The 26,144-nt window shown below is 66.2% G+C and carries 25 protein-coding genes and 1 pseudogene; 5 read left to right on the forward strand and 21 right to left on the reverse strand.

Annotated elements, in window-relative coordinates; translation table 11 throughout:
- Window positions 1-5: 5 nt before the first annotated feature.
- The 19 genes and pseudogenes from PD284_RS18775 to PD284_RS18865 form a co-directional block, all read right to left on the reverse strand.
- Window positions 6-3,902, reverse strand: a complete 3,897-nt coding sequence (locus PD284_RS18775) for a baseplate multidomain protein megatron (protein ID WP_274629667.1) — start codon at window positions 3,900-3,902, stop codon at window positions 6-8.
- 18 nt (window positions 3,903-3,920) lie between these two features.
- Window positions 3,921-4,376 (reverse strand): NlpC/P60 family protein, encoded by a 456-nt coding sequence (locus PD284_RS18780; protein WP_274629668.1) that lies wholly within the window; start codon window positions 4,374-4,376, stop codon window positions 3,921-3,923.
- Window positions 4,376-5,266, reverse strand: coding sequence for a DUF2163 domain-containing protein (locus PD284_RS18785; protein WP_274629669.1), 891 nt, complete (start codon window positions 5,264-5,266; stop codon window positions 4,376-4,378). The genes PD284_RS18780 and PD284_RS18785 overlap by 1 nt, the downstream gene beginning before the upstream one ends.
- A complete protein-coding gene (locus tag PD284_RS18790) occupies window positions 5,263-5,910 on the reverse strand; it encodes a DUF2460 domain-containing protein (RefSeq protein ID WP_274629670.1) in 648 nt (215 codons plus the stop codon). Before PD284_RS18790 ends, PD284_RS18785 begins: the two co-directional genes overlap by 4 nt.
- A 144-nt stretch (window positions 5,911-6,054) precedes the next feature.
- The gene (locus tag PD284_RS18795; protein WP_274629671.1) at window positions 6,055-6,627 is read right to left on the reverse strand and encodes a phage tail tape measure protein; all 573 of its coding nucleotides are present in this window, start codon (window positions 6,625-6,627) and stop codon (window positions 6,055-6,057) included.
- Window positions 6,587-6,805, reverse strand: a pseudogene (locus PD284_RS18800) (phage tail assembly chaperone); the annotation flags it as partial. The gene PD284_RS18795 and the pseudogene PD284_RS18800, both read right to left, overlap by 41 nt.
- Before the next feature lie 38 nt (window positions 6,806-6,843).
- A complete protein-coding gene (locus PD284_RS18805) occupies window positions 6,844-7,185 on the reverse strand; it encodes a gene transfer agent family protein (RefSeq protein WP_274629672.1) in 342 nt (113 codons plus the stop codon).
- Window positions 7,182-7,598, reverse strand: a complete 417-nt coding sequence (locus PD284_RS18810) for a phage major tail protein, TP901-1 family (protein ID WP_274629673.1) — start codon at window positions 7,596-7,598, stop codon at window positions 7,182-7,184. The genes PD284_RS18805 and PD284_RS18810 overlap by 4 nt, the downstream gene beginning before the upstream one ends.
- A gap of 92 nt (window positions 7,599-7,690) precedes the next feature.
- A complete protein-coding gene (locus PD284_RS18815) occupies window positions 7,691-8,101 on the reverse strand; it encodes a DUF3168 domain-containing protein (RefSeq protein WP_274629674.1) in 411 nt (136 codons plus the stop codon).
- Window positions 8,082-8,267 carry a hypothetical protein gene (locus tag PD284_RS18820; RefSeq protein ID WP_274629675.1) on the reverse strand — a complete coding sequence of 62 codons (186 nt, stop codon included), beginning with the start codon at window positions 8,265-8,267 and terminating at the stop codon, window positions 8,082-8,084. Before PD284_RS18820 ends, PD284_RS18815 begins: the two co-directional genes overlap by 20 nt.
- On the reverse strand, window positions 8,264-8,599 hold the full coding sequence (locus tag PD284_RS18825; RefSeq protein WP_274629676.1) for a phage head closure protein: 336 nt from the start codon (window positions 8,597-8,599) through the stop codon (window positions 8,264-8,266). Before PD284_RS18825 ends, PD284_RS18820 begins: the two co-directional genes overlap by 4 nt.
- Window positions 8,600-9,169 carry a head-tail connector protein gene (locus PD284_RS18830; RefSeq protein ID WP_274629677.1) on the reverse strand — a complete coding sequence of 190 codons (570 nt, stop codon included), beginning with the start codon at window positions 9,167-9,169 and terminating at the stop codon, window positions 8,600-8,602. It lies immediately after the preceding gene.
- A gap of 122 nt (window positions 9,170-9,291) precedes the next feature.
- Window positions 9,292-10,542 carry a phage major capsid protein gene (locus PD284_RS18835; protein WP_274629678.1) on the reverse strand — a complete coding sequence of 417 codons (1,251 nt, stop codon included), beginning with the start codon at window positions 10,540-10,542 and terminating at the stop codon, window positions 9,292-9,294.
- Window positions 10,542-11,222 (reverse strand): HK97 family phage prohead protease, encoded by a 681-nt coding sequence (locus tag PD284_RS18840; RefSeq protein ID WP_274629679.1) that lies wholly within the window; start codon window positions 11,220-11,222, stop codon window positions 10,542-10,544. Before PD284_RS18840 ends, PD284_RS18835 begins: the two co-directional genes overlap by 1 nt.
- Window positions 11,212-11,547 carry a DUF6107 family protein gene (locus PD284_RS18845; protein WP_338036666.1) on the reverse strand — a complete coding sequence of 112 codons (336 nt, stop codon included), beginning with the start codon at window positions 11,545-11,547 and terminating at the stop codon, window positions 11,212-11,214. Before PD284_RS18845 ends, PD284_RS18840 begins: the two co-directional genes overlap by 11 nt.
- 84 nt (window positions 11,548-11,631) lie before the next feature.
- Complete coding sequence (locus PD284_RS18850; RefSeq protein ID WP_274629680.1) at window positions 11,632-12,846, reverse strand: phage portal protein; 1,215 nt, start codon at window positions 12,844-12,846, stop codon at window positions 11,632-11,634.
- A gap of 69 nt (window positions 12,847-12,915) precedes the next feature.
- Window positions 12,916-14,199, reverse strand: a complete 1,284-nt coding sequence (locus PD284_RS18855; protein ID WP_274629681.1) for a DNA-packaging protein — start codon at window positions 14,197-14,199, stop codon at window positions 12,916-12,918.
- Window positions 14,162-14,773: a hypothetical protein gene (locus tag PD284_RS18860; RefSeq protein WP_274629682.1), complete on the reverse strand. Its 612-nt coding sequence runs from the start codon at window positions 14,771-14,773 to the stop codon at window positions 14,162-14,164. Before PD284_RS18860 ends, PD284_RS18855 begins: the two co-directional genes overlap by 38 nt.
- 265 nt (window positions 14,774-15,038) lie before the next feature.
- Window positions 15,039-15,533 (reverse strand): hypothetical protein, encoded by a 495-nt coding sequence (locus PD284_RS18865; protein ID WP_274629683.1) that lies wholly within the window; start codon window positions 15,531-15,533, stop codon window positions 15,039-15,041.
- Window positions 15,534-15,736: 203 nt separating this feature from the next.
- Between PD284_RS18865 and PD284_RS18870 the strand changes: the two genes are divergently transcribed.
- The gene (locus PD284_RS18870; protein WP_274629684.1) at window positions 15,737-16,024 is read left to right on the forward strand and encodes a hypothetical protein; all 288 of its coding nucleotides are present in this window, start codon (window positions 15,737-15,739) and stop codon (window positions 16,022-16,024) included.
- A gap of 206 nt (window positions 16,025-16,230) precedes the next feature.
- Window positions 16,231-16,617 carry a hypothetical protein gene (locus PD284_RS18875; protein ID WP_274629685.1) on the forward strand — a complete coding sequence of 129 codons (387 nt, stop codon included), beginning with the start codon at window positions 16,231-16,233 and terminating at the stop codon, window positions 16,615-16,617.
- 113 nt (window positions 16,618-16,730) lie between these two features.
- Here PD284_RS18875 and PD284_RS18880 read toward each other — a convergent pair whose 3' ends face one another.
- The gene (locus tag PD284_RS18880) at window positions 16,731-19,355 is read right to left on the reverse strand and encodes a S8 family serine peptidase (protein ID WP_274629686.1); all 2,625 of its coding nucleotides are present in this window, start codon (window positions 19,353-19,355) and stop codon (window positions 16,731-16,733) included.
- A 213-nt stretch (window positions 19,356-19,568) separates the two neighbouring features.
- On the reverse strand, window positions 19,569-21,191 hold the full coding sequence (locus PD284_RS18885) for an ABC-F family ATP-binding cassette domain-containing protein (protein ID WP_274629687.1): 1,623 nt from the start codon (window positions 21,189-21,191) through the stop codon (window positions 19,569-19,571).
- A gap of 252 nt (window positions 21,192-21,443) precedes the next feature.
- On the opposite strand from PD284_RS18885, the gene PD284_RS18890 reads away from it, so the two are divergent.
- From PD284_RS18890 to PD284_RS18900, 3 genes are all read left to right on the forward strand, one after another.
- Entirely contained in the window at window positions 21,444-22,838 is a 1,395-nt protein-coding gene (locus PD284_RS18890; RefSeq protein ID WP_274629688.1) for a selenium-binding family protein, read from the forward strand.
- Between the two features lie 241 nt (window positions 22,839-23,079).
- A complete protein-coding gene (locus PD284_RS18895) occupies window positions 23,080-23,697 on the forward strand; it encodes a hypothetical protein (RefSeq protein ID WP_274629689.1) in 618 nt (205 codons plus the stop codon).
- 192 nt (window positions 23,698-23,889) lie between these two features.
- Window positions 23,890-26,040 carry a transglycosylase domain-containing protein gene (locus PD284_RS18900; protein WP_274629690.1) on the forward strand — a complete coding sequence of 717 codons (2,151 nt, stop codon included), beginning with the start codon at window positions 23,890-23,892 and terminating at the stop codon, window positions 26,038-26,040.
- The last annotated feature ends 104 nt before the right edge of the window (window positions 26,041-26,144 follow it).

The raw sequence follows: 26,144 nt of genomic DNA on the forward strand, positions 1-26,144 counted from the left end.
GATGTTCAGTCTGTCGCAAGCCGCCGTGTGGCCGGAATCCCCCAGCCGACAGCAGTGCTCCTCTGCCGAACCGTCACGTCGAGTTCCGGCGGCATCGTCCCGAAGTCGGCCGCGATGGATGCGGCGGTATAGATCCAGTGCGTTGTCGTCGACGTTGCGGCCCGAAGCACGGGCCCTCCCGCGGCGGCTATCTCGATTCGGTATTCCTCCAGCGTTTCGGCCAAGGGGATTTCCGACTGCTGCCAGTCGTCGCCGCCGAATCGACCACGCCTGATCCAGGACAGGGTCACGTTCCCCGCATCATCCGGCCTTGCCCGCAAATGGACCGGCGACAGCGGCAACTGTGCCCGCACACCGCCGGTGGCGGCTTCTTCCACAAAGTTCGCCGGCGTGATTTCGAAGCCGACGGGTCCGACCCGCCAGTTGCGCTCCAACCCCACCTCGCCTGCCGAGAGGCCGGCAGGAACGACGGCATGGTCGAGCAGCACAAAGATCGCGCCAGCCGGCGCGCCGGCTGCCATCGCGTCGTTTGTACCCGATTGCCCCCTGAGCAGGTTACCGAGCCGCCAAATATCGGGAGCGATCTCCTCGGCCGCTTCGAACTGCACGACCTCCCACGCGGCGGATGCAGATCGGATTGCCGCGGCATTGGCCCCGTTCAGCAGCTGCAGACGGCTGACGCTGGCCAGTTCCCCCGAGGAGAGCTTGACGGTGATTGACGTCCCACGATCGACGCGGCCCTCGAACCCGTTGCCGCCAAGCGGCTCCATCAGCCGCCCGATCACGGCCGGCGTCGTCACCACCCCGCGCAGCGTGAAGCCGCTGGCGTCGGGGGACGCATAGACCGCCTGGCTGCGCCATGGCTTCTGCCATGCCGCGATCCTGAGCCGCGTTTCCGGTGCGGTCTCCTCGATCCCCATTGGCAGGTCCAGGAGCGACGCATCTGGCCTTCCCGCAAGGATCGGCACGACCGGTGCCGTCGATGCCGCACCGCTGCCGCGCCAGGGCGTCGGACTGACGCGCGCGATCTGCTTGGCATTGACCGTGCGGATCAAGCCCTCCTCGATATTCGTGACCAGGAACTCGGCGTTCGCAGCGGGCAGGCGGATGATCGTTCCAGGCTCGATGTCCACTTCTGCCGGCGCCACCGAGAAGGTGACGCCCTGGCGCTCGGTCCAGAGGCGCTTCATCCAGTCGTCCAGCAGCGACTGTGCCTGGCCAGTTTCGATCGAGCCCGGAAAGTGCACCGTCTGCTGGCGGCTGCCCACCGCTCCGAGGCGTCGACTGCGCGGCGCAGTCGCCTGATACTCCAGGAACAGCTCGCGCAGGCCGAGCACCGCTTCGCGCGGCAATTCGTGATCCGGCGTCCGCGCGATGTCGAGCGCCGCGCCGCCATGGAGCGCCAGGTCGTCGACGGTCATTGCGTCCGATGCGCCTGCTCCTTCCAGCCGAAACGCCATCTGCGCGGGGCCGTCCAGCGCGATGATGCCGAAGAGGTCGGTGAGCGGCTCGAGCGCCGCCCTTGCCGTCGAGGGGTCCTGCACGACGTAGCCCTGCACCATGCCTTCTGCATAGGTGGTGTCCGCCTCCGGAGCGCCGTGGTCCGTCAGGATGGCGTTGATCAGGTCGCTGCAGCTCGACGCATCGAGACGCCCGTTCAGCCAGTGGCCCAGATGCCAGTTGCCGCCGTCCCGCCATTCGTCGCCACGCAGCGGGAATGCCGGAAAGGGCCGTGCATCCCAGGCCCACAGGAGCGTGCGGGTGTGATCGAGCATTCGGCCGTCGTAGACTGCCGACATGGGATTGCGCGCCTCCTGGAAGCCGGTGAGCGCCGGATCCCAGTATCTCTGATGCGCCTCCAGGAACCGCCGTTGCGCGATGTCGGAGCGACCGCCGCCCGAAAAATAGGGCGACGCGCTTTCCGAAGATTTGGGGTCGGGGAAGACGTTAGGCTGGTTTGGTCCCTTGTCGACTGCCGGGCAGCCAAGTTCGGTGAACCAGATCGGCTTCGAGCGCGGCATCCAGCCGGTCGGCGAGGCAACCTCGACTCCGCCGAGACGGTCGTAGTGCGGGTTCGACCACCAGTTGACCAGGTCCTTGTAGCGATACACCCACGGCTTCCCGGAACCGTCGGTGATCGGCGCCCGCTCGCGCGCTGCGCGGGCTTCCGCGCTTGAATAGTACCAGTCGAAGCCCTCCCCGCCGGCGATCGCCGCGGTCAGGCCCTCGATGTCGTATGGCGTCTGGAATCCATCCGCATTGCCGCCGCCGTAGTCCGCGTCACGCCAGTCGGAGAGCGGCATGTAGTTGTCGATGCCGACCGCCGCGATCTCGGGATGCGACCACAGCGGATCGAGGTGAAAGAAGGCGTCGCCGCTGCCGTCCGACGGCTGGTGCCCGAAATACTCGCTCCAGTCGGCGCCGTAGGTAATCTCTGTTGCCGGACCGAGAACGCCCCGCACTTCGTCCGCAAGGGCGCAAAGCGTCTCGACGAACGGAAACGCGTTGCCCGCATCGCGAAGGGTCGTCAAGCCGCGCAGCTCCGTTCCGACGAGGAACGCGTCGACGCCGCCCGCCGCAGCTGCAAGATGGGCGAAATGCAGCAGGAACCGGCGATAGCTCCACTCGGCGGCATCTCCCGTGAAGGTGATCGCATCGGCCAGGACGTTGAAGTCGGCGGGGGTCGCCACGCCGCAAAACGCCTCGACCTGCATCCGCGCATCCGCCGTCTTGTCGGCGGACCCCGGCTGCGCAGGCCCCGGATAGCAGGAAATCCGCCCGCGCCAGGGATAGGGGGCCTGGGCCGCGCCGCCATGCGGATCGGGGAGCCCGTTGTCCGGCGGCACGTCCATCATGATGAAGGGATAGAGCGTCACTTTCAGGCGACGCTTCCGGACCTCCTTGATGGCGTCGATGATGGTTTTGTCCGAGGGCGACCCTCCATAGGCCGCGCCGCCGTCATGATAGCTGACCTGCAACGCCTCCGTTCGCTCGAGTCCCGACACCACCCAGGGCTCGGAGAAGTTGGTCGAGGTGTTGTCGGTAACCATCGGCCGGATCTTGCATTCTCCGGCCCTCAGGTCGTCGCCGAACCAGGTGGCGACGAGTGCGATGTGCTGCAGGTTGGGGCACAGCATCTGAAGTTCGTCCAGCGCCGCGACGAGATTGGTCGTGCCGTAGAGCACATGCCGGTTGAGCGCCTGCGTCTCGCCCGGCTGCACCTCGCGCGTTATCAGCGTGGGCGAAAGCCCGTATTCCGTCGCGCCGGGGATCAACGCCACGCCACGTACCCGCTTGTGGAATTCGCCGACCGGCCGCAACACCTCGAACTGCAGCTGCGGAATGCGGTTTCCGTAGTCCGCCAGCGGGAAGCGCTCGAATACGACATAGGCCGTCCCGCGGTAAGCCGGCGCGTTGTCCGCACCTTGCTTCGCCTCGATCAGCGGATCGGGCTCCTGCGTTTCCGCACCGGTATAGACCCGGATCTCGTGGAGCGTGCGGTCGAGTTCCTTGCCGTCGGCCCAGATGCGGCGGACACCTGCGATCTCGCCCTCGCACAGCGCGAAGGCGACGTTGGCGAAGTAGGAGTATTCGGTGACGCGCGGTCCGCCCTTGATGCCCTGGCGCGTGGTCGTCCGGCTCTCCTCGAAGCGCGTAGCCCAGATCACCAGCCCGCCCATGCGCGCGACGCCGTAGACGCGTGGGATCGACGCCCCCTCCTCCGCCGTGAAGGGCCTCGCCCCGGTAAGCCGGGGCCCCTCGATGCGCTGCAGGCCGTTGATGATGGCGCGGTCGATGAAGTAGCCGGCCATGGCCCCGGCGGCCGAGCCGATGGCGGATCCGATGGGACCCAGCGCGCCGCCGAACGCCGCGCCCGCCGCCTGAAGAAGAATTGTCGCCATGGAACGTGAGATCCGTTGTCAGCGATCGGTGGAGACCGGCGGAAACGCAAACACGCCCGCGATCCTGCTGCGCCATTGCGGCGCCAGCGCAGACGCCACGACCGCGCTTCCCTGATAGGCATGGATGAAGCGGTTGCCGCCGGCCAGGATGCCGAGATGCTTCGCCGGCAGATGCGGCCGCCAGCGGAAAACGAGGAGGTCGCCCGGCGAATAGCTTCCAGCCGGGATCTCGATGCAATGCCGCCGCGCGGCCTCCAGCAGGGGATCACCCCTGCCCATCTCGGCCCAGTCCGCCGCATATGGACCCGCCGCTTCCGGCTCGGTTCCATAAAGCGACCTCCAGATGCCCCTGACCAGCCCGAGGCAATCGCATCCCACGCCCTTGCGGCTGGCCTGGTGCCGATAAGGCGTCCCCAGCCAGGACCGCGCCTCGGCAAGCGCCGCGGCGCGCACGACTTCGCGAGCCGCTGCCATCACGGAACCAGTGGCCCGCCGTCGAAGACGAGTCCGTCCGTCACATAGGCGTAGGCTGAATCATTGCCCGGCAGGTGCGGAAAGCCGCGAAAGTTGTCGCGGTTTGCGAACTTGGCCCTGCATGCGGCGAACGTCTTGTCGCAACCAGCCACAACGTTGAACGTGTCGCCGACTGTGGCCTCCCCTCCTTCGACCGGCAGTAGGAACATCAGCGCCTGCTCACCCTGGGTGCGGTGGTCGACGACCCGATCGCTGCGGCCGCTGCGCGCCCCGCTGGTCCAGGTCAGGACGCCATCCGTGAACCAGTCGGCGGCAAAGCCCGCCAGCCCGGCCACCAGCCAGGCATCGGGCGCTATCTTGTCGAACACGGCGCCCGCGCCCCTAAACCCGGCCTGTCCCAGGTCGAATCCGCAACGCTGGTCGCCCAGTTCCGCATCGCAGGCGCGTGTCAGGTAGCGCGCGTTCGGCTGGTCGAGCGCATGCATCCGGCTCTTCAGTTCGGCAACGAAGCGCCCGTCGCTGCGCGTGATCCTGCCGATGGTTGCGCGGCGGATGAGCGCGAACTCCCCGGGCATCCTCCAGTTGACCAGGAACGTCTCGACCGTGGCGTCGTCGAGCAGCCCCGCCTCGATCTCCTCGTCGACCAACCCGGCGGAAGACAGCGCGCCTTCGACGTCCACGGTATCGATGGCCAGACCGAGCGATGTCTTCGCCTCGCTCCCGGTGAAGCCTGTCGCCGGCTCGAACAGGGTGTTGTCGAACGCCAGCGGCACGTCGTGATCTGTATAGCCAGACGCCTCTCCGTCGCGCCGCGTCAGCCGCCATGCATGGCAGACGGTCGTGCAATCGCGCGCCAGATGCGTCCTGAGGCTTTCCGGATAGGTAGTCACGGCTGCAGCACCTCGATCAGCGGAATGGTTGGAATCTGCCCCGCGCGGAAGGACGTCAGGCTGACGGACATGCGCTCGGCGTCGAAGCGCACCGGAACGTCGTAGTGATAGCCTGCCGTCACTGCCGCGCCTGTTGCAGGCGCCGCTGCGAACACGATCTCACCGGTCGCGTCATCGAAGGAGAAATCCGCCCCTTGCCCCTTCTCAGCGCCGGCGACGGCGATGCGCAAACCGGACAGCAGCGGCTTGCGGATCGGCCGCCGGTAGGCGTCCGCGCCCGAGCCATAGGTCTTCACCAGCGCGAACCGGATGCGCGTCCCATCGCCCGTGCCGAGCACCTGGTCCGCAGGCGCTGGCGTTTCCTCCGGGCGGCAGGACCGATTGTCGAACGGGTCACGGAAGCGGAAGGCGTGGAACGAGCCCCGGCGCGCCTCGAAAAACGCAAGGATGTCATAGAGATTCTGGATCGACTTCACGCCCGTCCCCGCATCGTAGGTCCGCCGCGAGTGCGCAGTTCGGAGGTTTCGCCGCTCGCGCCCAGACGTCATGAGCACGATCTCGTTGCGCCGCTCCGGCCCACCGGTCGCTCCGAAGGAGACTGCGGTCGGAAACAGCACGTCATGGAAGCTGGAAAGTTCGGTCACCGCACCTCTCCGCGTGGTCCGTCAAGTCCAAGAAAGGGGAGTAGGGGATTAGGGGAATAGGGGATTGAGGTGGGCCAGGAGTAAACTCGGAGTGGGCACCATAGCCCCTTTCCTACTCCCCTACTCCCCTATTCCCCTATTCCCCTAAATCCTCCTCGCCCCCTGCGAGACCGCCCTCGCCAGCATCCCCGTCACCTGCGCCTCCGACTTGCGGAACGACGCGGCATCGGTCGCCGTCACGTTGAAAACCACGTTGACGCCGACGCCGCCGCTCGCGGCCACACCCAGCCTGCCGTCCGCACCCCGCTGCAACGGCAGGATCGCCTCGGGCCCAGCCTCCCCCATCACACCGAGGTTGCGGCCCAGCGGAAAATAGCTCGGCGCGGAGACGACGCCCCCGCCGGCGAAGGGCACGACATGGCCGGGCACGCCGCCCCTTGCGAAGGGCAAGGCTCCGGCCATGCTGCCGACCAGCCCGGACAACAGGGAGCCCGCCAGCGATTGAAGCGGCTTCAGCCCTTGCTCCAGCGCCATGCCGGCAAGGTTGAGCCCGATGCGCCTCAAAACATCCTCGAGGCTGCGGCCGCTAACCGCCGCACTCTTCAGCGCGCCGCCTAGCTGCGTCCCAAAACTCTGCGACAGGCGCTCCAGATTCTGAAGCGCCGCCACGAACGGCTCAGTATCGGCGTGCACGCCTATGCGAATTTCCCCAGCCATGATCCTTGTTCCTCTCGTCGGGAAACGCCGCCATCAGCGCTGCGAGATCGCGGCTCGACGGAGGCGATCCGCGCCTCGGCGCGACCGCTCCCACGGCACGCTCGAACTCGCGCGGCGTCATTGCCCAAAAATCCCGTGGCGAAAGCCGCAACACGCCGAAGCCGATCGCCATCACCTCGTCCCAAGGGAAAGCATCGGTTCCGCCATGTGCGGCAGCTAAGGGTTTTGTCCCCCCTCGCCGGCCTGCGCCGCGCCAAAAGTCACCGTCAGCAGCTCCGCGACGATGGCGGCGAAGCCCGCCGCACCGTTTTCGACCTGCATGCGGCCCACCGCATCATCCGAAATGTCGTTGCCGCCGCCGCGCAGGCCCGCGCCGACAACCCGCATCAGGTCGATTGCCGAGAGCTTTCCGGTTGCGAAGCGCCGCGCGAGCGCCGCCAGATCGTCCGCCGCGTAGGCGGCCTCAAGCTCCGCCAGCGCGCCCAGCGTCAGGCACAACCGGTATTCCTGGCCATCGAGCACGGCCCCGACCTCCCCGCGTCGCCGGTTCGCCGTCATGGCGCCACCGAGAAGCTCAGCGCGCCGGCCGATTCCAGCGCCATCTCGAAGGTGACCTCGCTGTCGTGACTGCCGCCATACTCCAGCGAAGCAATCTGGAATGGGCCCTCGATCGTGCCGAAGGACGGCACCACCACCTGCCAGCTGGCGATCTCGCCGGCGAAGAACCGCGCACGGATAGACGCATCGGATTGCTGGTCCTTAAAGATGCCCGATCCGCTGACCGAAGCGCGCTGGACGCCGCTGCCCGCGAGCAGTTCGCGCCACCTTCCGGCGGATTCGGAATCCGTGATGTCGACCGTCTCGCTGTTGAAGGCGACACGCTTCGAGCGCAGCCCCGCCACGGTGACATAGCTTCCCGACCCGTCTCCATCGATCTTGAGGAGAAGGTCCTTACCCTTCTGTGCGACCATGAGGGTTCCCTTGCGTGAAATTGGTCTTTTGGCGCTCAGGCGGCGCAGGCCGAGCGACCAGGATGATTGCCCTTACGGTTGGGCGGTGGGCTCTACTCCGACCCTTCCGTCACAGCCCGGAACCTGAGCAGCCCGTGATAGAGCAGCAGGTCCTCGTCGTGCCGCGCTTCGGCGAACTCGAGCCGGCAATTCACGAGCGCCTGCGATTCCAGCGTCAGCGGCCGGTCGTGCAGCAGGCCCTGCGCAAGTTCCATGATGTCCAGCGTCTCCTTGCGGCCCTTCGCCTTCGACCAGACGTGGAGCGTGAACAGTTGCTCCGTGCCGATCTCCGTGCCCGTGCTCCAGTCGTAGATGCTGGTGCGGCCAAAGGTGAGGTAGGGAAAGACGACGTTCGGCGGCGCGTGATCGTAGATCTTTGCGCCCTCCAGGAGAGCGATCAGCGTCGCGTCGCCTTTCAGCGCATCGAAAATCGCTTTCTGGAGTTCACTCGCCGCCGCGGTCATTGCCTTCCTCCCCGAGCCGCACGGATTGTAGCTGAATTTCCCGCCGCGTGCCGAGCCGGCTTCTGCGGTCGAGATAGGCCCGCTCGCCATCTTCCGCGACTTCATGCGCCGCTCGGCGCAAGGCGCGGATCATGCCGTCCAACGTCAGGCGAACAGTAAGATTCATAGCCCCACCTCGCGTGTACGGCAGACAAGATAGCGCCCGCTCTCGTCGGGATCGTGACCCGTCAGGATGGCGAACACGCGGCCGCACTTGCGGAAACGCATTCCGCTGGCCAGGCCGTCCCGCGCCCGCAGCGTGATGCGATGGGTGACCGTCTCCAGCGTCTGGTCGGCCCCGAAAACGCTGGTTGCGCTCACCGGCTCGACCAGCGCGAACACGGTCGCCGCCTCGCTCCAGCTCTCGGTATGGCCGCCCTGCCCGTCGGGCGCGAGCGTGGCTTCCTCCAGCACCAGTTCGGTGCGCAGCAGGCCCGGATCGAGGAACGCCATCCGCATTCAGAGCCTCCGCGTCCGATAGCCGGAGATCATGCGCTCGTAGCCGACCGGAAACGACACCGGCTGATCGCCCGGACCGAAGGTCCCGCGGAATTCGAACCAGTGCGCGACGAGCAGCAGGATCGTCCGCTTGAGCAGATCGGGCACGTCAGGACCCGACTCGCCGAAGCCGGCGGAAAAGTCGACCTCGATACCGTTCATCGCGCGCAGCGGAGCGGTGTCGGCCTCGAGGTGGAGTCGGGCCGGCCGCGACAACCCGTCGAACTGATAGGTGCCGGGATCGACGAGGCTCGCCTCGCCATCCGGGCCGTAAGCGGTGACTGACAGGATCGCCTTCACCGGATGTTTGGTGATCGCAGCACAGCCGCTCCGGGGCCATCGGTCGAGGACCAGCCGCCATGTCTGGTCGATCAGCGCCAACCCGGTCGATCTCTCGACCTCGTCTCGGGCCGCGCGGATCAGGCCGGAAACCAGCCCATCCTCGCTGTCGTGGTCGAGCCTCAGATGCGCCTTGGCCTCGGCCAGCGTCACCGGTTCGACCGCGGGCTCAACGGTTCGGAAAAGCGTCATGCGCACTCCTGGTGGATGATGGAAAAGGAAGCGGCCCCGGCAGTGTGAGCCGGGGCCGCCACGGCAGCGTGGGCCGGGAGGAAGCGGGCGCTGCCGATCAGTGAGCGGTTCGCCCCGGTTTCTTATGCGGTTCCGAATTTCAACAGCTTGATCGCGTCGAAATCCTGGACGCCACCGCCGACGCGCTTGGTCGTGTAGAACAGCACGTAGGGCTTGGCGGAGTACGGGTCGCGCAGCACGCGGATGCCGGTACGGTCGACGATCAGGTAGCCGCGGGAGAAGTCGCCGAAGGCGATGGCGGTGGCGTCGGTGGCGATGTCCGGCATGTCCTCCGCTTCGACCAGCGGAAAGCCCATCAGCATGGCGCGGCTGCCGGGTGCGGCAGGGGGCTGCCAGAGGTAGTTGCCGTCGGCGTCCTTGAACTTGCGGATCGCCGCCTGCGTCTTCCTGTTCATCACCCAGTTGGCGGCCTGGCGGTAGCCGGCCTTCAGCGCATAGACCGTGTCGATCAGCTTGTCGGCCGGATTGCTGGCGGCAAAGGCGCCGGCGACGCCGGTGGCGATGTATCCGATGTCGCCCCAGGTCCAGCTCGCCTCCGCCACGACGTCGTAGTTGAGGAAGCCGCGCGGCTTGTTGACGCCGTCGCCCTTGACGAAGGCCGCGCCTTCCTGTTCGGCGAACGCCACCTCCACCTCGCTCGACAGCCACTGGTCGAGGTCGACGATGGAATCCTCCAGCAGCGTCGCGGTCGCCGCCGGCATGGCGTAGAGTTCCATGGTCGGGAACGAGAGTTCGGCCAGCGTCGGCGTATTGGTCTGCGGACGCGACGCCGTCTCGGCCACCCAGCCGGTGGCCGGTCCGGTGAGGGCGAAAGGCTTCTTCAGCACAGCCGCCGAGACCTGGCGCACCGAAGCGATCGAACGGATCGGCGACAGCGTGGAGAGCCGCTTGCCTATCTCGGCCTCGGTCTCCTCCGGCGCCAGATAGCCGCCGTCCTGGCCCGAGCCGTAGGACATCGCCTTGGTATCGAGCGCCCTCAGCTGCCTGTCGTCGCCGCTTCGCACATAGGCCTCGAAGGCCTGCTTGTGCTCACTCGGCATCGCCTGCGCGACACGGCCGAGACCGGGCCGCAGCTTCTTCAGTGTCAGCTGGTCGATCGCCCGCTTCTGCTCGTCCAGCGCACGTGAAATGCGGTCCACCTTCTCGGTCGTCACCACGTCGGCCGACTTGGCCTCGATCTCGGCCAGGCGTCGGTCGTTGTCCTCCTTGAACGTCTCGAATGTCGCCATGAACTCGTGGAAGGCGTCCTGTACCTCGCTGCTGGCGGACGTCGACTTCACCTCGGGAGCGACCTTCAAACTCGCTTCTGTCATCAACGGAGATCCTTCTGCTGCATCAGGCGCGTCGCCGCGCGGATGGCGCCGGCAAGATCGCCGGCACGTTTGGCTGCGGCGTCCCGCTCGCGGATCAAGGTCGCGAAGCCCCGGGCGATCACCGTGCGGGCATCGCTTCGCCTCAGGCCCGCATCCCGCGTCAGCCAGCGTTCGAATTCGCGGACGGTCGGCAACCGCCCCTTCACCTGTGCAATGCGCGCTTCGGGCAGCATCGGGAACGTCACCACCGAAATCTCCCAGAGATCGGCCTCCAGGATTCTCCGCACGCCCTTCGCTGCATCGGCTCTGGCGCGCACGGTGCGGAAGCCGATGGACAGGCCGTCCAGCGCCCTGCCGCGCATCAGCGACAGGACCTCGCGGGCGCGCACGACCTCCTTGGCCAGCTTTCCCCGCACGAACAGGCCGCGCGCGTCCTCGCGGATCTCGGCCCAGGCACCGATCGGTTCGTTCGGGTCGTGCTGGAAGAGCATGCGGATGCCGGCCGCCCCGCGCCGCTTCAGCGACTGTGCGAAGGCGCCGCGCTCCACCACGTCGTTGGCGAGGTCCACCTTGCCGAACAGGCTGGCATAGCCCGAGAAAGAGCCGTCCTCGTCGACCTCGTTCAGTCCGAGTTCGGCATATTTGCGCTCGACCGGCATGTCTGTTGCGTCACCGCCCATGTTCATCCTTCCGATAGGCCGAAAAACCGCGTTCGAAGCCGCGCATCAGGAATCCCAGCGCCCACCAGGCGCACACGCTCGCGGTCGCCGAGCCCATCATCAGGATCTCGCCGGAGCTCAGCACGTCCTCGATGCCAAGCTCCTTGGCGATCTTCACGCCTGCCGCGCCGCCGAAGACAAGTCCCGAGACGACGCCGACAGCGAAGCGCACCCCCGCCTCACGGCGGCCCTGCGGCAGGAGGTAGGCAAGCGAAATTGCGGAGCCCGCGACCGCGCCGGCTCCCTTGGCGACCCACAGCCACGCCGCCTCGGTGATCTCGGTCATTGTGGTGAACTCCCTTGGAGGGACTAGGGGAGTAAGGGGAGTAGGGGAGCACACTTCGGTCGTGAGCGAAGTCAGTGGCAGGGATCAGGAGGTTTCCTGTCTAGCGCCAGCGTAGGAACGTGGTTCCGCTACTCCCCTCTTCCCATACCCCACCGCCTCCCGCTTCTCGTCCTCGCTGAGGAAGCCGGCAGCGCCAACCCTCGCCCAGAGCGCATCGCGTTCGCCGGTGAGACCGGCCACCTGGTCGGCGTCAAACCAGAGCCGGAGGCCGTGCCCGAACAGCGGCGTCAGCCAGGCCGAGAGTTCCTTGGCGGTGCGCGACACCAGCGGCAGCACGGTCAGGCGGTAAAAGGCGCGGTTCGCCTCCTGGTAGTTGGCGTAGGTGTTGTCGCCTGGAATGCCGAGGAGCATGGGCGGCACGCCGAAGGCGAGTGCGATGTCGCGCGCCGCGCCATTCCTGGCTTCCAGAAAGTCCATGTCCTTCGGCGTCAGGCCCATCGTCTTCCAGTCGAGCCCGCCCTCGAGCAGCAGCGGCCGCCCGGCGCGCGCCGCGCCTGAATAGCCGTCCTCCAGTTCGACCTTCAGCCGCTCGTACTGCTCGTCGGTGAGGTTGCCGCCCTCCTTCGGCGCATAGACCAGTGCGCCAGAGGGCCGCGCCGAATTGTCCAGCAGCGCCTTGTTCCAGCGGCCCGCCGCATTGTGCGTGTCGAGCGCCATCAGCGCCGCCTCCAGTGGCGGGAAGCCGTAGTGCTCATCCAGCGGATGAAACAGCTTCAGGTGGAGCGCCCCGCCGCCCGACGCGTCGCCGAGCGCAATGCGCCGCCGCCGCCCGTTCTCGCGATAGTCGAGCGCCACCGGCCACCCCGCGGCATCGGTCGCCACCGTCACCCGGTCAGGCCGCAGAAGATGCAGTTCGCGCGCGCCCTCGCCGCCGTCAACCAGTTGCACGTAGGCGTTGCCCGAGATCAGCAGGTGCCCGTAGATCGCCTCCATGAAGGCCGCGCCCGCCTGGCCCGAATTCGGCCGCTCGAGCAGGTCGAGCAGCGGATGCGCGTCAAGATCCGCGGTGCCTTCATAGACCAGCCAGGGCATCGCAGCGGCGGCTTCGGCGATCATCCGCACCGCCCGGTGCGCGACCGGATTGCGCATGAAACCCTCGCGGGCGAGCCCGGCATAGTCGCGCCTGGTCCACCGGGCCTCGCCCTCGAGATGCAGGGCGACGAAGCCGTAGGGCGCCGCCTTGCGCTCGGACACGGCATGTGCAGCCGCCGGCTTCCGCCAGGGAAGATGAAATGGCATGTTCCTGTCCTTCCTGATTTTCCGCCGGCCGCAAAGCCATCGCGATCCGCCCCGCGGACGCGATAGCGCTCACCCCAATCCGCGCACCCTGGGTTCTGCGCTCTTGTCGGCCATCAGTTCCGTCACCGCCCAGACCAGCGCGTCCACCCGGTCCGGCGAGCGGCCGTTGGACAGCCCGTTCGGCCCAAAATCGCACATCTCGTCCTCCAGCTCGGAAAACCGCCCGGCGTGCTGTACGCGCCCCTGCGCATAGAGCAGGGCCACCGGTTCGGCGCGTATCCATTTCCCGCGCCGCGCCCGCACTGCCCGCACTGGCACGTCCGTATCGACGCTCCTGATCACGGCCGTCACCATGTCGCCGCCCTGGTTCACCTCGGCGACCAGGCAATCGGCCTGCAGCCTGTGATAGAGCCCGACGGCGGCCGCGGCCCATTCCTGCGGCTTCGCCGCGCGCTGCGTCGCGTCGGCCAGCACCGTCACCCGCCCGTCCTCGGCCAGCCCCGCCGCGACGATGCCGCAGGCGTCCGAGGTCTTGCGCGAGCTTGCCGGCGGGTCCACCGCCACCACGATCCGCCGCAATTCCGGAAGCTCCGCCACGAAGGCCGCCTCCAGCGCAGCGCGAGACCACAGCGCGTCCTCGCGATCCTCGATCAGTTCGCCGTCAAGTTCCTGCCGTCCCAGCCGCGTGCCGCCGTATCTCTTCCGCATTGCGCCGACGAAACCCTCGGCCAGGTTCGCCGCATTGTCGTCGGTGCGCATGCGACGGGTGAGCGTCGCCGGGTCGCCAAGCAGGCGGCGGATCAGCGGCGTCGGCTTCGGCGTCGTCGTCACGATCTGGCGCGGCGCAGCCCCCAGCCGCAGGCCGAACTGCAGCATGTCGAATGTCGCCTCGGCGTTCTTCCACTTGCCGATCTCGTCGCACCACGCCGCCTCGAACTGCGGCCCGCGCAGGCTGTCCGGGTCTTCGGCGGAGAAGATCTGCGCCACCGCCCCGCACGGCCATACCAGCCGCCGCCGGCTCGTCTCGAAGCGAGGCCGCGCCTGGCGCACCAGGCTCAGGATTCCGCTCGGTCCCTCGATCATCACCTCGCGCGCGTCGGCCAGCGTCTCGCCCACCAGCGCAATGCGCCGGTGCTTCAGCGCGTAGGAGAAAGGCGGCAGGCCGCGCACGGCGGCGTCAACCCACTCTGCGCCCGTGCGGGTCTTGCCCGAACCGCGCCCGCCGATCAGCAGGAAGGTCCGCGGCCGGCGTCCGATCGGGTACTGCTCGATGCGCGCCTTGCCGACCCACTCGGCGAGGACGCGTTCGGCCTGCTCAGCCGTCAGGTTCGCCGGCGACCAGCCGCGCTGCATATCCGCGGGCCAGTTCGACGATGCGCTCGTCAACTCGTTTGAGGATCTCGGCGATTTCGGCATCGCTTCTCGTTTGTTGTTGGACCGCATGCTCCGCGGCATGCTCCTGGAGTTTCTCGGCCAGACGGATCATCGCCACCACCGTATCGACCTGCTGCTTCGTCAGCGCGCCGTCGGGCGCCGCGCCGGCGCAGGCGAGCAGCCAGTCGGCATGCTGCAGCAACAGCGTGGAGATCCGCTCGGCGCGCGCCGGCTGGTCGGCATCGGATGGCGTCGCCTGCCCCGCTGCCCCGGCCTGCTGTTGCGGCGGGGCAACGGCATGTCCTGCCGGCTCGAAGTCGCCGGCCTCGCCGGCCAGGAAGCGCCGGAGCAGCCGGTCGCGCAGTTCCCGGTGCGCGGCCTGCACGTCCCTGCGGCCGAAATCGAGCTTCGCCCCGCCGCCCCGCGCGATTCCCCGGGCGACGGTTTTGGGATGGACGCCCATCGCGGCGGCAATCAGCGCCTGCGTCGGCGCCTCAAGCCTGTTCAGCGCCCGCGCAGCATCCCACCGCTCCGGGCTGATGGCCTGAGGCATGGAGAAGAGACCTTGGATCGAGGGGAAGAAAAAGTCGCCGGCCGCAGCCCCTGAGGCGCAGTTTTCCGACGATATCGAGAAGCTACCAAAGCACCGTCACGGTGTCAAGGAATTTTTTCCTAGAGCGATGCACGACAAAGCAGGGCCGATTCCGTAAAAAAGAAGGGACGGGCCAGTCTCACGCCAGAGCAGCGTGAGGCAATAGAGTGTGAAATCAGCGGGATGCTTTGGGAAGGCAGAAGGAACGGGAGAGCCGTTCAGCGAACTATCGGCTAGGACTGTCCAGCGCGCGTTGGATTTCGTAGCCGAAGCGGAGCGTCTCGTTCATGAAGATTAGAAGCTTGACGCTGCAATCATCGATGTCGCGGATACGAACACGCTTTTGCTCCATCGTGTTGGTTTGCTTCCCGTAGCGCGTTCTGTTGAATTGAATGTCGCCGGTCTGCGCATACTCAAGGACATTGGCGACGACGCCGTGAACAATCCAGTTTCGCGTGTCTGCCAAGCTGTCTGCCTGATCGGCAACGGAGACGCCCTGCTCCCTGAAGGGGCGCAGTTCTGGTAAGTTCGTGAACCATTTGCGCAACAGGCGCGTTTTTCGGTTCAGGGCGCGGGGAGTTTCGGCCTCGCCGGTCTGCAACTTCTGCATAACGACCCAGACCAAGATATCTATATTCGTCTCCACCGCCGCCCATCGTATCGTCATCTGTCCCACGGCGGTGTAGAGGTTCTTGAACCTGTCAGCGTGCTCCTTATCCATGCCGGACACCGATCAGAAGAAGACGGAAGAAGTCCGCTTCAACGAAACTCTGAAGCGGATGTTGAAGGCACATCCAAAGCCGCACGACCAGCCGCCCAAGCCAAAATCTCAGAACTCGGAAGATAAGGAGCAGGATTCCTCTTCCTGAGTCGCGCTTTCCGCTGACTCGTGCTTCTATTATGCGGGTCAAGGGGAGGATTGCGATGGAAGGTGATGCGCGTGCCGAAGTAGCTTCGAGTGAGTTGATGGAGGCTACATACGCGATTCCTGCATTCAGGGCGAACCGCTTCGTTGTTTCGCATCCCGTAGAGAACGTTGTTCGCATAGTGCTTGGAGAGGCGTGGGGCATCGATTCCCCGATTACTATGAGATCGGCCATCGCCATGTCGGTTGAAGACGTAAAGCGTTTTCGGGATGTGATTTCATCTGTGTTGGACGCTCACGAGAAAAATGAGACAACGGCAACAATGCCCGCCGCCGTTGTTGAGTAGCCGACATGGGTGCTCACCAAATGGATGGTTTCGTTGCTCCTGCTTCGTCGGGCCACGTATTCGCCTTGGTTCCACCCGCATCTCGTCAACCAGGGTCCGCTTCTGGAGAATTCGGCGCCTCGCATCCTGAAGGCGCGGGTGCTATATCGCGACCATATTCTTCAAGTGGCGTTGCAAGGGCAAATATGTCGATTACGCGAGAAGAAATGGAAGCAAGGCTTGAGCGAACAGAAGCTCGGGTTGAAAAGACTCTGGCAGAGGTGAAGTCAGAGTTTTCAGGAATGCGAGCTGACTTGGCGCTATTCCGCGAACAAACGTCAAGCCAGCTGTCGCATGTTCCTTCTAAGTCGTTTCTTGTCGGAACCGCAATCGGCATCGTCGCGGCTGTTCTGGCGGCTCTTGGCATCGGTGCAGCCATGTTCGGCAACGGCATCATGGTTACAACGGCCTCAGTCGATCGTGCGAATCAGGCACTTACTCTTGCCGAAGAAAACGCAACCCAGATACAAGAGCTAACTCGTGGCCTGCAAGCTCTTCTGGATAAGCAGGCGGGCAGCACAACGGAACCCGCTCCTCCTACAACGGGTAACTAGGCGCGCCCCTCTTCTTGCTCCATTGAAGAAGGGCTCGCGCTTTCTGCTTAGGTGTAACGGGCTTCACCAATCCGCCGATAGGCATCGGCGTCTTGGAAGAGCAGGCTGTCGAGCTACGGCGTCACCACCACATTCCGCGTGTTCGTCCCCCCATTGTCCGACCACGAGCGCACGCCAAACGTCTTCGGGCCGCCCGTGTCGATGCGGAAGCGCCAGGTCGCCTCGCGCGAATCCCCCTGCACGATGCTGCCCAGCGTCAGGCCTGTGGCGTTCGGAAAGGTCATGGCGACGCCGTCCTCGCGCACGGTCCTGGTCTCCAGCAGGGTGACGCCGGCCGGGACGGCTGCCACCGCCGCATGCACCCCGTAGGCCTCGAAGGCCGGGTTGTCGACGCGCGCGGTGATCGTCACCGTCGAGCCGACGGCGGGATTCGTCGGGTTCGCGAAAGCGCTCAGCGACGTGGCCGGCGTCGGATCGCCGCGGACGATCTTGGCGGCGATCGCGGTCGGCAGGCCGAAGGACGGCGCGTCCCAGTTGATCACCTTCAGCCGGTAGACGCCCGCTGGCGGGAAGTCGATGATCAGGTATTCGGTGTTGTCGTCATAGGACTGCGAGGCCCACTCGCCACACTGGCCGTGGCCGTCCGGTGTGCAGTCGGCGTTGAAGTCGGCCCACAGGTCGAGGTCATAGGTCACCGCCGCGGTCGCGCCCGAGCTCGACTGCGGCTCGTCCCAGGCCATGACGACGACGAGGCGGTCGGTGCCGCGCGGCACGTCGAGGTCCCAGCTGCCCCAACGGTTGTTGGTGATGCCGTTCCACCAGGCCCAGTGCCCGGTCCACCCGTTCGGGTTGTTGTGCGCCCAGTGCGACTGGTAGTCCGACAGCCGGCCGAGGCCGAAGTCGTTGCGGCCGCCCGAGCTGTTGTTGGCCGGCAGCACCTCGTCGTGGTGGAGCACGGTCGACGCCATCAGGTGCGCGCGCAAGAGATGCGGCCTGCCGCGGAAGTCCGGATAGTGCTCCAGCAGGGTGGCGGCGATGCCGCTGACATGCGGCGTCGCCATGCTGCAGCCGGCGTCGTTGGCATACTGGTTGGTCGTGCCGGCGTCTGCCGAGGTGACCGTGCGTCCAGTCGCGACAACGTTGGGCTTCATGCGTCCGTCGCCCGTCGGGCCGAAGCTTGAGTTGAAGGCCAGCTCGCCGACCTGGTTTGCGGTGTTGTCCTCTACGTTGCCGACGGTGAGCGCGTTCTTGGCGACGCCCGGCGACCAGATGGTGCCGGCGCCCTGCCCGGTGTTGCCGCCGCACACGATGTAGGCCTGCCGGAACTGCCAGACCTTGTCGTCCAGCTTGCGCGATTCCGCGTCTGTGCCGTTCATCGACGTGCCCCGCGCGCCGCCGCTGAGATTGATGACTTCGGGCCGCGGCGCGTCGCACGCGGTCTCGTCGTCCAGGAAATCCATGGCGTTGCGCAGCCATGCATTCTGGCCGCTGTTCATGCTGTTCCATATCTTGCCGGCGCGAATGCGGTGTCGGTCGCCGACGCCGGTGGCGACGCCGCGGAAGCGCGCCTGCGCGGTTCCGGTTCCCGTGGCTGTCGCCAGCACGTGGGTCCCGTGGCCGTTCTGGTCGTTCCACACGCCGGCCGCGTCGGTGGTGAAATTCGCGCCGCAGCCGTTCTTGTTGAGGTCCTGGTGCATGGTCGCGGCCGCCCCGCCCACCATGAAGCCGGTGTCCAGGATGCCGAACACCGTCGATACCCCGGTGAAGCCGGCGGCGCGGATGTAGTCGACGCTGGTTGTCGGCATGCTCTCGTCATGCCCTCCCTGCGAGGGCTTCTCGACCTCGATGAACAGCACGAAATCCTGCTCGGCGAGCTGCCGCACCTCGCCCAGCGAGGCCAGCGCCTCGTAGGCCTGCAGGCCGGCGTCGTAGGACACGATCTCGACGCCCAGTTCCTCCATCCTGCGGGCAAAGACGTTGTCGCGGTCGGCGGCGAACAGGTTGACGATGACCGGAAAACGGTCCGCGTCGCTGCCATAGGCCGAGAGCGTCCGCGCCAGGGCCGGCTCGATCTTCTGCTCGGGCCGGGCATAGCCGATGGAATGCACGCCCGGCAGCCGCAGGATGGCATCGAGAACCCCGCGGTTGAGCGGCAGCCGCACCTTCTGCGCGTCGTCGTGACGGCCGAGCAGCTCGACGCCGAGCTTCTGCAGATCCTGCTGCATGGCCTCGTCGGGATCCGTCTCCATGACGAGAAAGGCGAAGGTGTCGTCGCCGCGCCCGCTTTCCAGCGCCTTCAGCAGCGTGTCCCCGATGCCCGGTTCGGGCGTGAAGGAGGCGCCGACGAAGCTCAGCTGCATCCAGTCGCCCGGATCGAAGCCCGGGCTCCGCGAGAGGCCGGCGCCCGCCTTGGGCTTCGTGCGGCTCATTGGTTCCGCTTTGCTCTCGACGAGTTCGGCATCGGGCGACGCTTCATGCGCCGAGGCGCCCTTCGGCGCCTTCGGCTCCGGTGGCTGCGCGGCTTCCTTCGGCCCGCCGGTTTCCTCGACCTTGGGCTCCACCTTCTTGTCGCGGGCTGCCATGCGCCGCATGCTGTCCTCCACCGCTCCGCGCAGGAAATCCAGCGTCATCGGGGCCGGATCGACCGCCGTCTGGGCGGCGGCCGGCCCGGAGAAGACGGTTCCGGCGAACAAGGTTGCAATGATGGGAAGGGCGCTGAACGCAGACATGGCACGCATCGTGACTCCTCCGTGGGAAGCGATCGGCGCCTGAGCAATGCTGGTCTGGTTGCAATTTATCACACCGCGGCAGGCACACCAACCGGGTCTGCCCCGCCGGCCGGTCGGGCGTGCGGGCGTGCCCGCTTGACGTAGCGGGACTCGAGTGAAGCGGCGCCCCGCAGGTCTTCGACCGTTGCCGGCCGGCTGTCGATTGCGAAGGGTCCGGGGTCCCTACGCGCGCAGGCCCGGCGCCTCCTGGCCCGTGCGCTCGACATATTCGGTGTAGCCGCCGCCATAGGCATTAAAGCCGTCCGGCGTCAGTTCCAGGACGCGATTCGACAGCGCGGCGAGGAAATGCCGGTCGTGGCTGACGAAGAGCATCGCCCCCTCGTAGCGCGAGAGGGCTTCGATCAGCATCTGCTTGGTGGCGATGTCGAGATGGTTGGTCGGCTCGTCGAGAACGAGGAAATTCGGCGGATCGAACAGCATCTTGGCCATGACGAGCCGGGCCTTCTCGCCGCCCGAAAGCACGCGGCACTTCTTCTCTACCTCATCGCCCGGAAACCCAAAGCAGCCGGCAAGGGCGCGCAACGGCGCCTGGCCCGCCTGCGGAAAGGAATCCTCCAGCGACTGCAGCACTGTGCGATCTCCGTCGAGCAGTTCCATGGCGTGCTGGGCGAAGTAGCCCATCTTGACGCTCGGGCCGCGCGCCACCGTGCCGTCGTCCGGTTCCGAGGCGCCGGCGACGAGCTTCAGGAGGGTAGACTTGCCGGCCCCGTTGACGCCCATGACGCACCAGCGCTCGCGGCGGCGGACCTGGAAGTCGAGCCCTTCGTAGATGCGGCGATCGCCATAGCTCTTGTGGACGTTCTTGAGCGTGGCCACGTCCTCGCCCGAACGCGGCGCCGGCTGGAATTCGAAACGCACCGTCTGCTGGCGCTTGGGCGGCTCGACCTTGTCGATCTTGTCCAGCTTCTTGACGCGGCTCTGCACCTGCGCGGCATGCGAGGCGCGCGCCTTGAAGCGTTCGATGAAGGCGATCTCCTTGGCGAGCATCGCCTGCTGGCGCTCGAACTGGGCCTGCTGCTGCACGTCCGCGACGGCGCGCTGCTGGCGATAGAACTCGTAGTCGCCCGAATAGGAGGTGAGCGAACCGCCGTCGATCTCGACGATCTTGTCGACGATCCGGTTCATGAATTCACGGTCGTGCGACGTCATCAGGAGCGCGCCGTCAAATCCCTTGAGAAAGGTTTCGAGCCAGATCAGGCTTTCGAGGTCAAGATGGTTGCTGGGCTCGTCGAGGAGCATCACGTCGGGCCGCATCAGCAGGATTTTTGCCAGCGCCACGCGCATCTTCCAACCGCCTGAAAGTTTGCCGACGTCGCCGTTCATCATCTCCTGGCTGAAGCCGAGCCCGTGCAGAACCTCGCGGGCGCGACCGTCGAGCGCGTAGCCGTCGAGTTCGTCGAAGCGGCCCTGCACCTCACCGTAGCGCGCGATGATCTCGTCCATCTCGCCGGCGCGGTCGGGGTCGCCCATCGCGGCTTCCAGCTCGGCCATTTCCGCCGCCAGCGCGCTGACCGGGCCGACGCCGTCGATCACCTCCAGTACCGCACTGCGGCCGGCCATGTCGCCGACGTCCTGACTGAAATAGCCGATGGTGACGCCGCGATCGACCGCCACCTGTCCCTCGTCGGGCTGCTCCTCGCCGGTGATCATGCGGAACAGCGTCGTCTTGCCCGCGCCGTTGGGGCCGACCAGCCCGATCTTCTCGCCGCGCTGAAGCGCAGCAGACGCCTCGATGAAGACGATCTGCTTGCCGTTCTGCTTGCCGATGCTTTCCAGGCGGATCATGCTTGGTCCAACGTGTTCAGGATGTTTGGGGCGGCCGCGAGACTGTCGCGAACCGAAGCGAGCGGACGCTAAACCATCGCGACCGCGCCGGCGCAAGAGCGCCGATGCGTCGCGGCGGTCTCGCCGCCGGCTCGGGCATGGACGTTAAATGCCTGCGATGCGCACCGGCACGGACGGAAACGCCCTCCCCTTCATTCCGTGCCAATACTGTCCTATGCTGGCTTTGGCGGGGGCTTTCCGGGAGGGACCCTCATGGCAAGTTGGCAGCCCGATCCATCATTTTATCCATCGCCCAGGATGGCGGCGAAGGCGCCGGCCGAGAAACTCGCCTACGTCGCAGCTTTCGATCCCGATCGCCAAAAGCCCGACGCCATCGCCGTGGTCGACGTCGATCCGACATCGGCGACCTACTCGAAGATCGTCGGCCAGGTCGACATGCCGAACGTCGGCGACGAGCTGCACCATTTCGGCTGGAACGCCTGCTCCTCGTGCCTCTGCCCCAACGCGCCGCATCCGCACATGGAACGCCGCTACCTCGTTGTGCCCGGTCTGCGCTCGTCGCGGCTGCACATCATCGACACCAAGGCCGATCCGAAGAACCCGAAGATCGTGAAGGTCATCGAGCCGGCGGAAGTCGCCGAAAAGGCCGGCTACTCGCGGCTCCACACCATCCATTGCGGACCCGAAGGCATCTACGTCAACGCGCTGGGCAACGCCGAGGGCAAAGCGCCCGGCGGCATCTTCCTGCTCGATCCCGACAGTTTCGACGTGATGGGCCAGTGGGAGATCGACCGCGGCCCGCAGAAGCTCGCCTACGATTTCTGGTGGCACCTCGGTCATGACACCATGATCACCAGCGAGTGGGGCACACCCGACACCTTCGAGAATGGGCTGGTGCCGGAAGTGCTGCTCGGCAGCAATTACGGTCGACGGCTACACTTCTGGGACCTCCACACGCGCAAGCACCTGCAGGAGATTGATTTCGGCGCGGAGCACCAGCTCGTCTTCGAGCTCAGGCCCGCCCACGACCCGACCAAGGCCTACGGCTTCGTCGGCTGCGTCATCAGCCTCAAGGACCTGTCGGCCTCGATATGGACCTGGTATCGCGACGGCGCCAAGTGGGCGGTGAAGAAGATCATCGAGATCCCCGCCGAGCCGGCCGACCCGGCAAAGCTGCCGCCGGTGCTGCAGGGCTTCAAGGCGGTCGCGCCGCTGGTCACAGATATCGACCTCTCGATGGACGACCGCTTCCTCTACGTCTCCTGCTGGGGCACCGGCGACATGATCCAGTACGACGTGTCGGATCCGTTCAACCCGAAGGAGACCGGCCGCGTGCGCATCGGCGGCATCGTCTCGCGCGCCACCCATCCCGGGGCGAAGAACGGCGCGCTTAACGGCGGCCCGCAGATGGTGGAGATCAGCCGCGACGGCAAGCGCGTCTACTTCACCAACTCGCTCTATGGCCCGATCGACCCGCAGTTCTATCCCGAAGGGCTCGACGGCTGGATGGTCAAGCTCGACGTCGGCGACAATGGCGGCATCAGCTTCGACGAGAAGTTCTTCGTCGACTGGCCGAAGGGACATAGGCCGCACCAGGTCCGGCTGGAGGGAGGAGACTGCTCGTCGGATTCCTATTGCTATCCGTGAAAGACCTCTTCCGGAGATGGGGCAGCCGCACCAGCTACGCGGCGCATAGCCCCCACTCCATCTCGCCTTCGGCTCGCCACCTCTCCCCCACCCCGTGGGGTAGAGGAAGGGCGCCAAGCAGTGCAGTTGGGACTTCCTCTCCCCCGTCGATCGGGGGAGAGGTGGCGAGCGCAGCGAGCCGGAGTGGGGGTCGAAAGCTGGCTGCCAGATCCTGCCGAAAATCGTCCTTCGAGGCTCATGAATGTCGCCCTGGCTGGTGCTAGCCGGGCTCGGCGCCTTCCACGGCCTCAATCCGGCCATGGGCTGGCTTTTTGCGGTGGCGCTCGGCCTCCATCGCAAAAGCCGGCGCGTGGTCTGGCTGTCGCTCCTTCCGATCGCACTCGGCCACGCGGCCTCCATAGGGGTGGTCGCGCTTACAGCCGTGGCGCTCGGCCTGTTCGTTCCGCAACGCACGCTGGAGATCGCCGGCGGCCTGCTGCTGATCGGCTGGGCGGCGTGGCACGCCGTTCGCGGCCATTCCCGCCGCGTGCGCGTCGGGATGCAGACCGGCATGCTGGGGCTCGGCCTGTGGTCATTCCTGATGGCGACGGCACACGGCGCCGGCCTCATGCTGGTGCCGGTGATCATCCCGCTCTGCCTGTCCGGCATGCCCGGGCAGGAGATCACGGCGTCCGGCTCGCTGCTGACGGCGCTGGCGGCGATCGGCGTACACACGGCCGCGATGCTCGCAGTCACCGGCGTGATCGCCGCTTCCGTCTACGAATGGATCGGCCTCGCCTTCCTGCGGCGCGGCTGGATAAACCTGGACTACCTTTGGACCGCAGCGCTCATCCTGGCCGGACTGATCCTCATCGCGTGAGGCCCAACCGAAGCACCAAAAGCGCTCCGAAGAGAGCGTCTCCCTTCTCTTTTTCCTGCTAACTCTGTCCGGCCTTTTTCCTTGCTCCCTGTCCTATAATGCTCCATGTCATTGGGGCGGCGTTCGGGGAGCGCCGTAGTGTCATTCATGCGCGTTCGAAGCAACGCATCGTCAGCGGGTGGGCAACGCCGAATGGGTGGTCCGTTCGAGCCGAGGAAAGCGAGGGGACGGATCGCGGCTGCATTGCTGGCCGTCGATGCCTGGATCGATTCCACTGTCTGGAACGCCGGCTTCAAACTCGGTGAGTTCTGGGAAAGGCTCACCATCTTCTTCCGCCGCTTCCGCGTCACCGGTTTCCGCCGCGCGTTGGTCGAGCTGTCGAGCGAAGGCTTTACGATGGGCGTCGCGGGCGCCGTCCTGATGCTCGCCCTGGCGCAGCCCGCCTTTGAGGCGACAAAGGGAGACTGGCGGTTGCAGGGCGAATTCGCCGTCACCTTCCTCGACCGTTACGGCGCCGAGGTCGGCCGGCGCGGCATCATACAGCGCGATTCCATTCCGGTCGACGAGATGCCGGACAACCTCATCAAGGCCGTGCTCGCCACCGAGGACCGGCGCTTCTTCCAGCACTGGGGCATCGATTTCTTCGGGCTCACGCGCGCCATGACGGAGAACGTGCGGGCCAACTCGGTCGTGCAGGGGGGCTCGACGCTGTCGCAGCAGCTCGCAAAGAATCTCTTCCTGACGAACGAGCGCACGGTCGAGCGCAAGGTCAAGGAGGCCTTCCTCTCCCTGTGGCTGGAGATGAACCTCTCCAAGAAGGAGATCCTGCAGCTCTATCTCGACCGCGCCTATATGGGCGGCGGCACCTTTGGCATCGCGGCGGCGGCGGACTTCTATTTCGGCAAGAGCGTGAAGGAGCTCAATCTCGCCGAGTCGGCGATGCTGGCCGGCCTGTTCAAGGCTCCCGCCCGTTATGCGCCCCACATCAACCTGCCGGCGGCCCGCGCTCGCGCCAACGAGGTGCTCACCAACATGGTTCAGGGCGGCTTCATGACCGAAGGCCAGGTGCTCTCGGCAAGGCTGCATCCGGCGGATGTCGTCGACCGCGGCGCCGACAAGAGCCCCGACTATTTCCTCGACTGGGCTTTCGAACAGGCCAAGGAGATCGGGAAGAAGGTCGGCGTGCGCACCATGGTCGCGCGAACGACGGTCGACCTCGGGCTCCAGCGCGCCGCCGAAGAGACGCTCGAGTATCATTTGAGGACCTACGGCAAGGAGTACGACGTCGCCGAGGGAGCCATTGTCATGATCGAGAACAACGGCGCGGTGCGGGCCATTGTCGGCGGTCGGGACTACGGGGCCAGCCAGTTCAACCGCGCCACCAGAGCCCTGCGCCAGGCGGGCTCCTCCTTCAAGCCTTATGTCTTCGCGGCCGCCATGGAAAAGGGCTTCACGCCAGATTCCCTGATCTCCGACGCGCCCATAACCTGGAATGGCTGGTCGCCGAAGAACTACACGCGCGGCTACTCGGGCCGGATGACCCTCACTACGGCGCTGGTGAAGTCGATCAACACGGTGCCCGTGCGGCTCGCCAAGGAACACCTGACAACCGCCCCGGTAAAGGCGCTCGCCGAGGCGATGGGCGTGGAGTCGCCGCTCGAATCGCACAAGACCATGGTGCTCGGCACGTCGGGCATGACCGTCATGGACCAGGCGACCGGCTACAGCGTCTTCGCCAATGGCGGCTACGCCGGCATGCGCTACGGCATCTCGCAGATCACGACCCATGGCGGCGAGGTCGTCTGGGATCACGACCGCGACGCTACGCCCCCGCACAGGGTGCTTTCGGAAAAATCTGCAGACGAGATGAATTCGATGCTCGTCCAGGTGCCTGAATGGGGCACCGCGCGACGCGCCGCCCTCGACGGGATCCGCTCGGCCGGCAAGACCGGCACCACCCAAGCATATCGTGATGCCTGGTATGTCGGCTACACCGGCAACTACACGGCCGCGGTCTGGCTGGGCAATGATGATTTCTCCCCCACCAACGAGATGACGGGCGGCTCCGTGCCCGCGATGACCTGGCATCGACTGATGGCCTACGCGCACCAGAACATCGAGCTGAAGCCGATCCCGGGCATCGACAATCAGCCGGTCGAGACGAGGCCCGTCGCCGCGAAGGGCAAGAAGGACGGAGAATCCGAGGAGATCAACCCGGCCGAGGCCGAGCGTCCGCCGGTGCTGTCAGCGGCGACGACACGGCTGTTGCGCGAGATGAGCCGGACGTTCAGAACGGCGCCGCCGATCGGGCCGCCGAAGTCCGAGACGCTGTCCCGGCTTTAGGACGCGTAGTGGAGTCATCTCGCTCGAATGTCGGCTGGCCGACGCTTGCATTCCCCTCATCCCGCGGGATATCGGGAAGAAACCTCCCAAGGGCCGACACCCAA

Source organism: Mesorhizobium shangrilense, assembly GCF_028826155.1.
GTDB classification, from domain to species: domain Bacteria; phylum Pseudomonadota; class Alphaproteobacteria; order Rhizobiales; family Rhizobiaceae; genus Arvimicrobium; species Arvimicrobium flavum.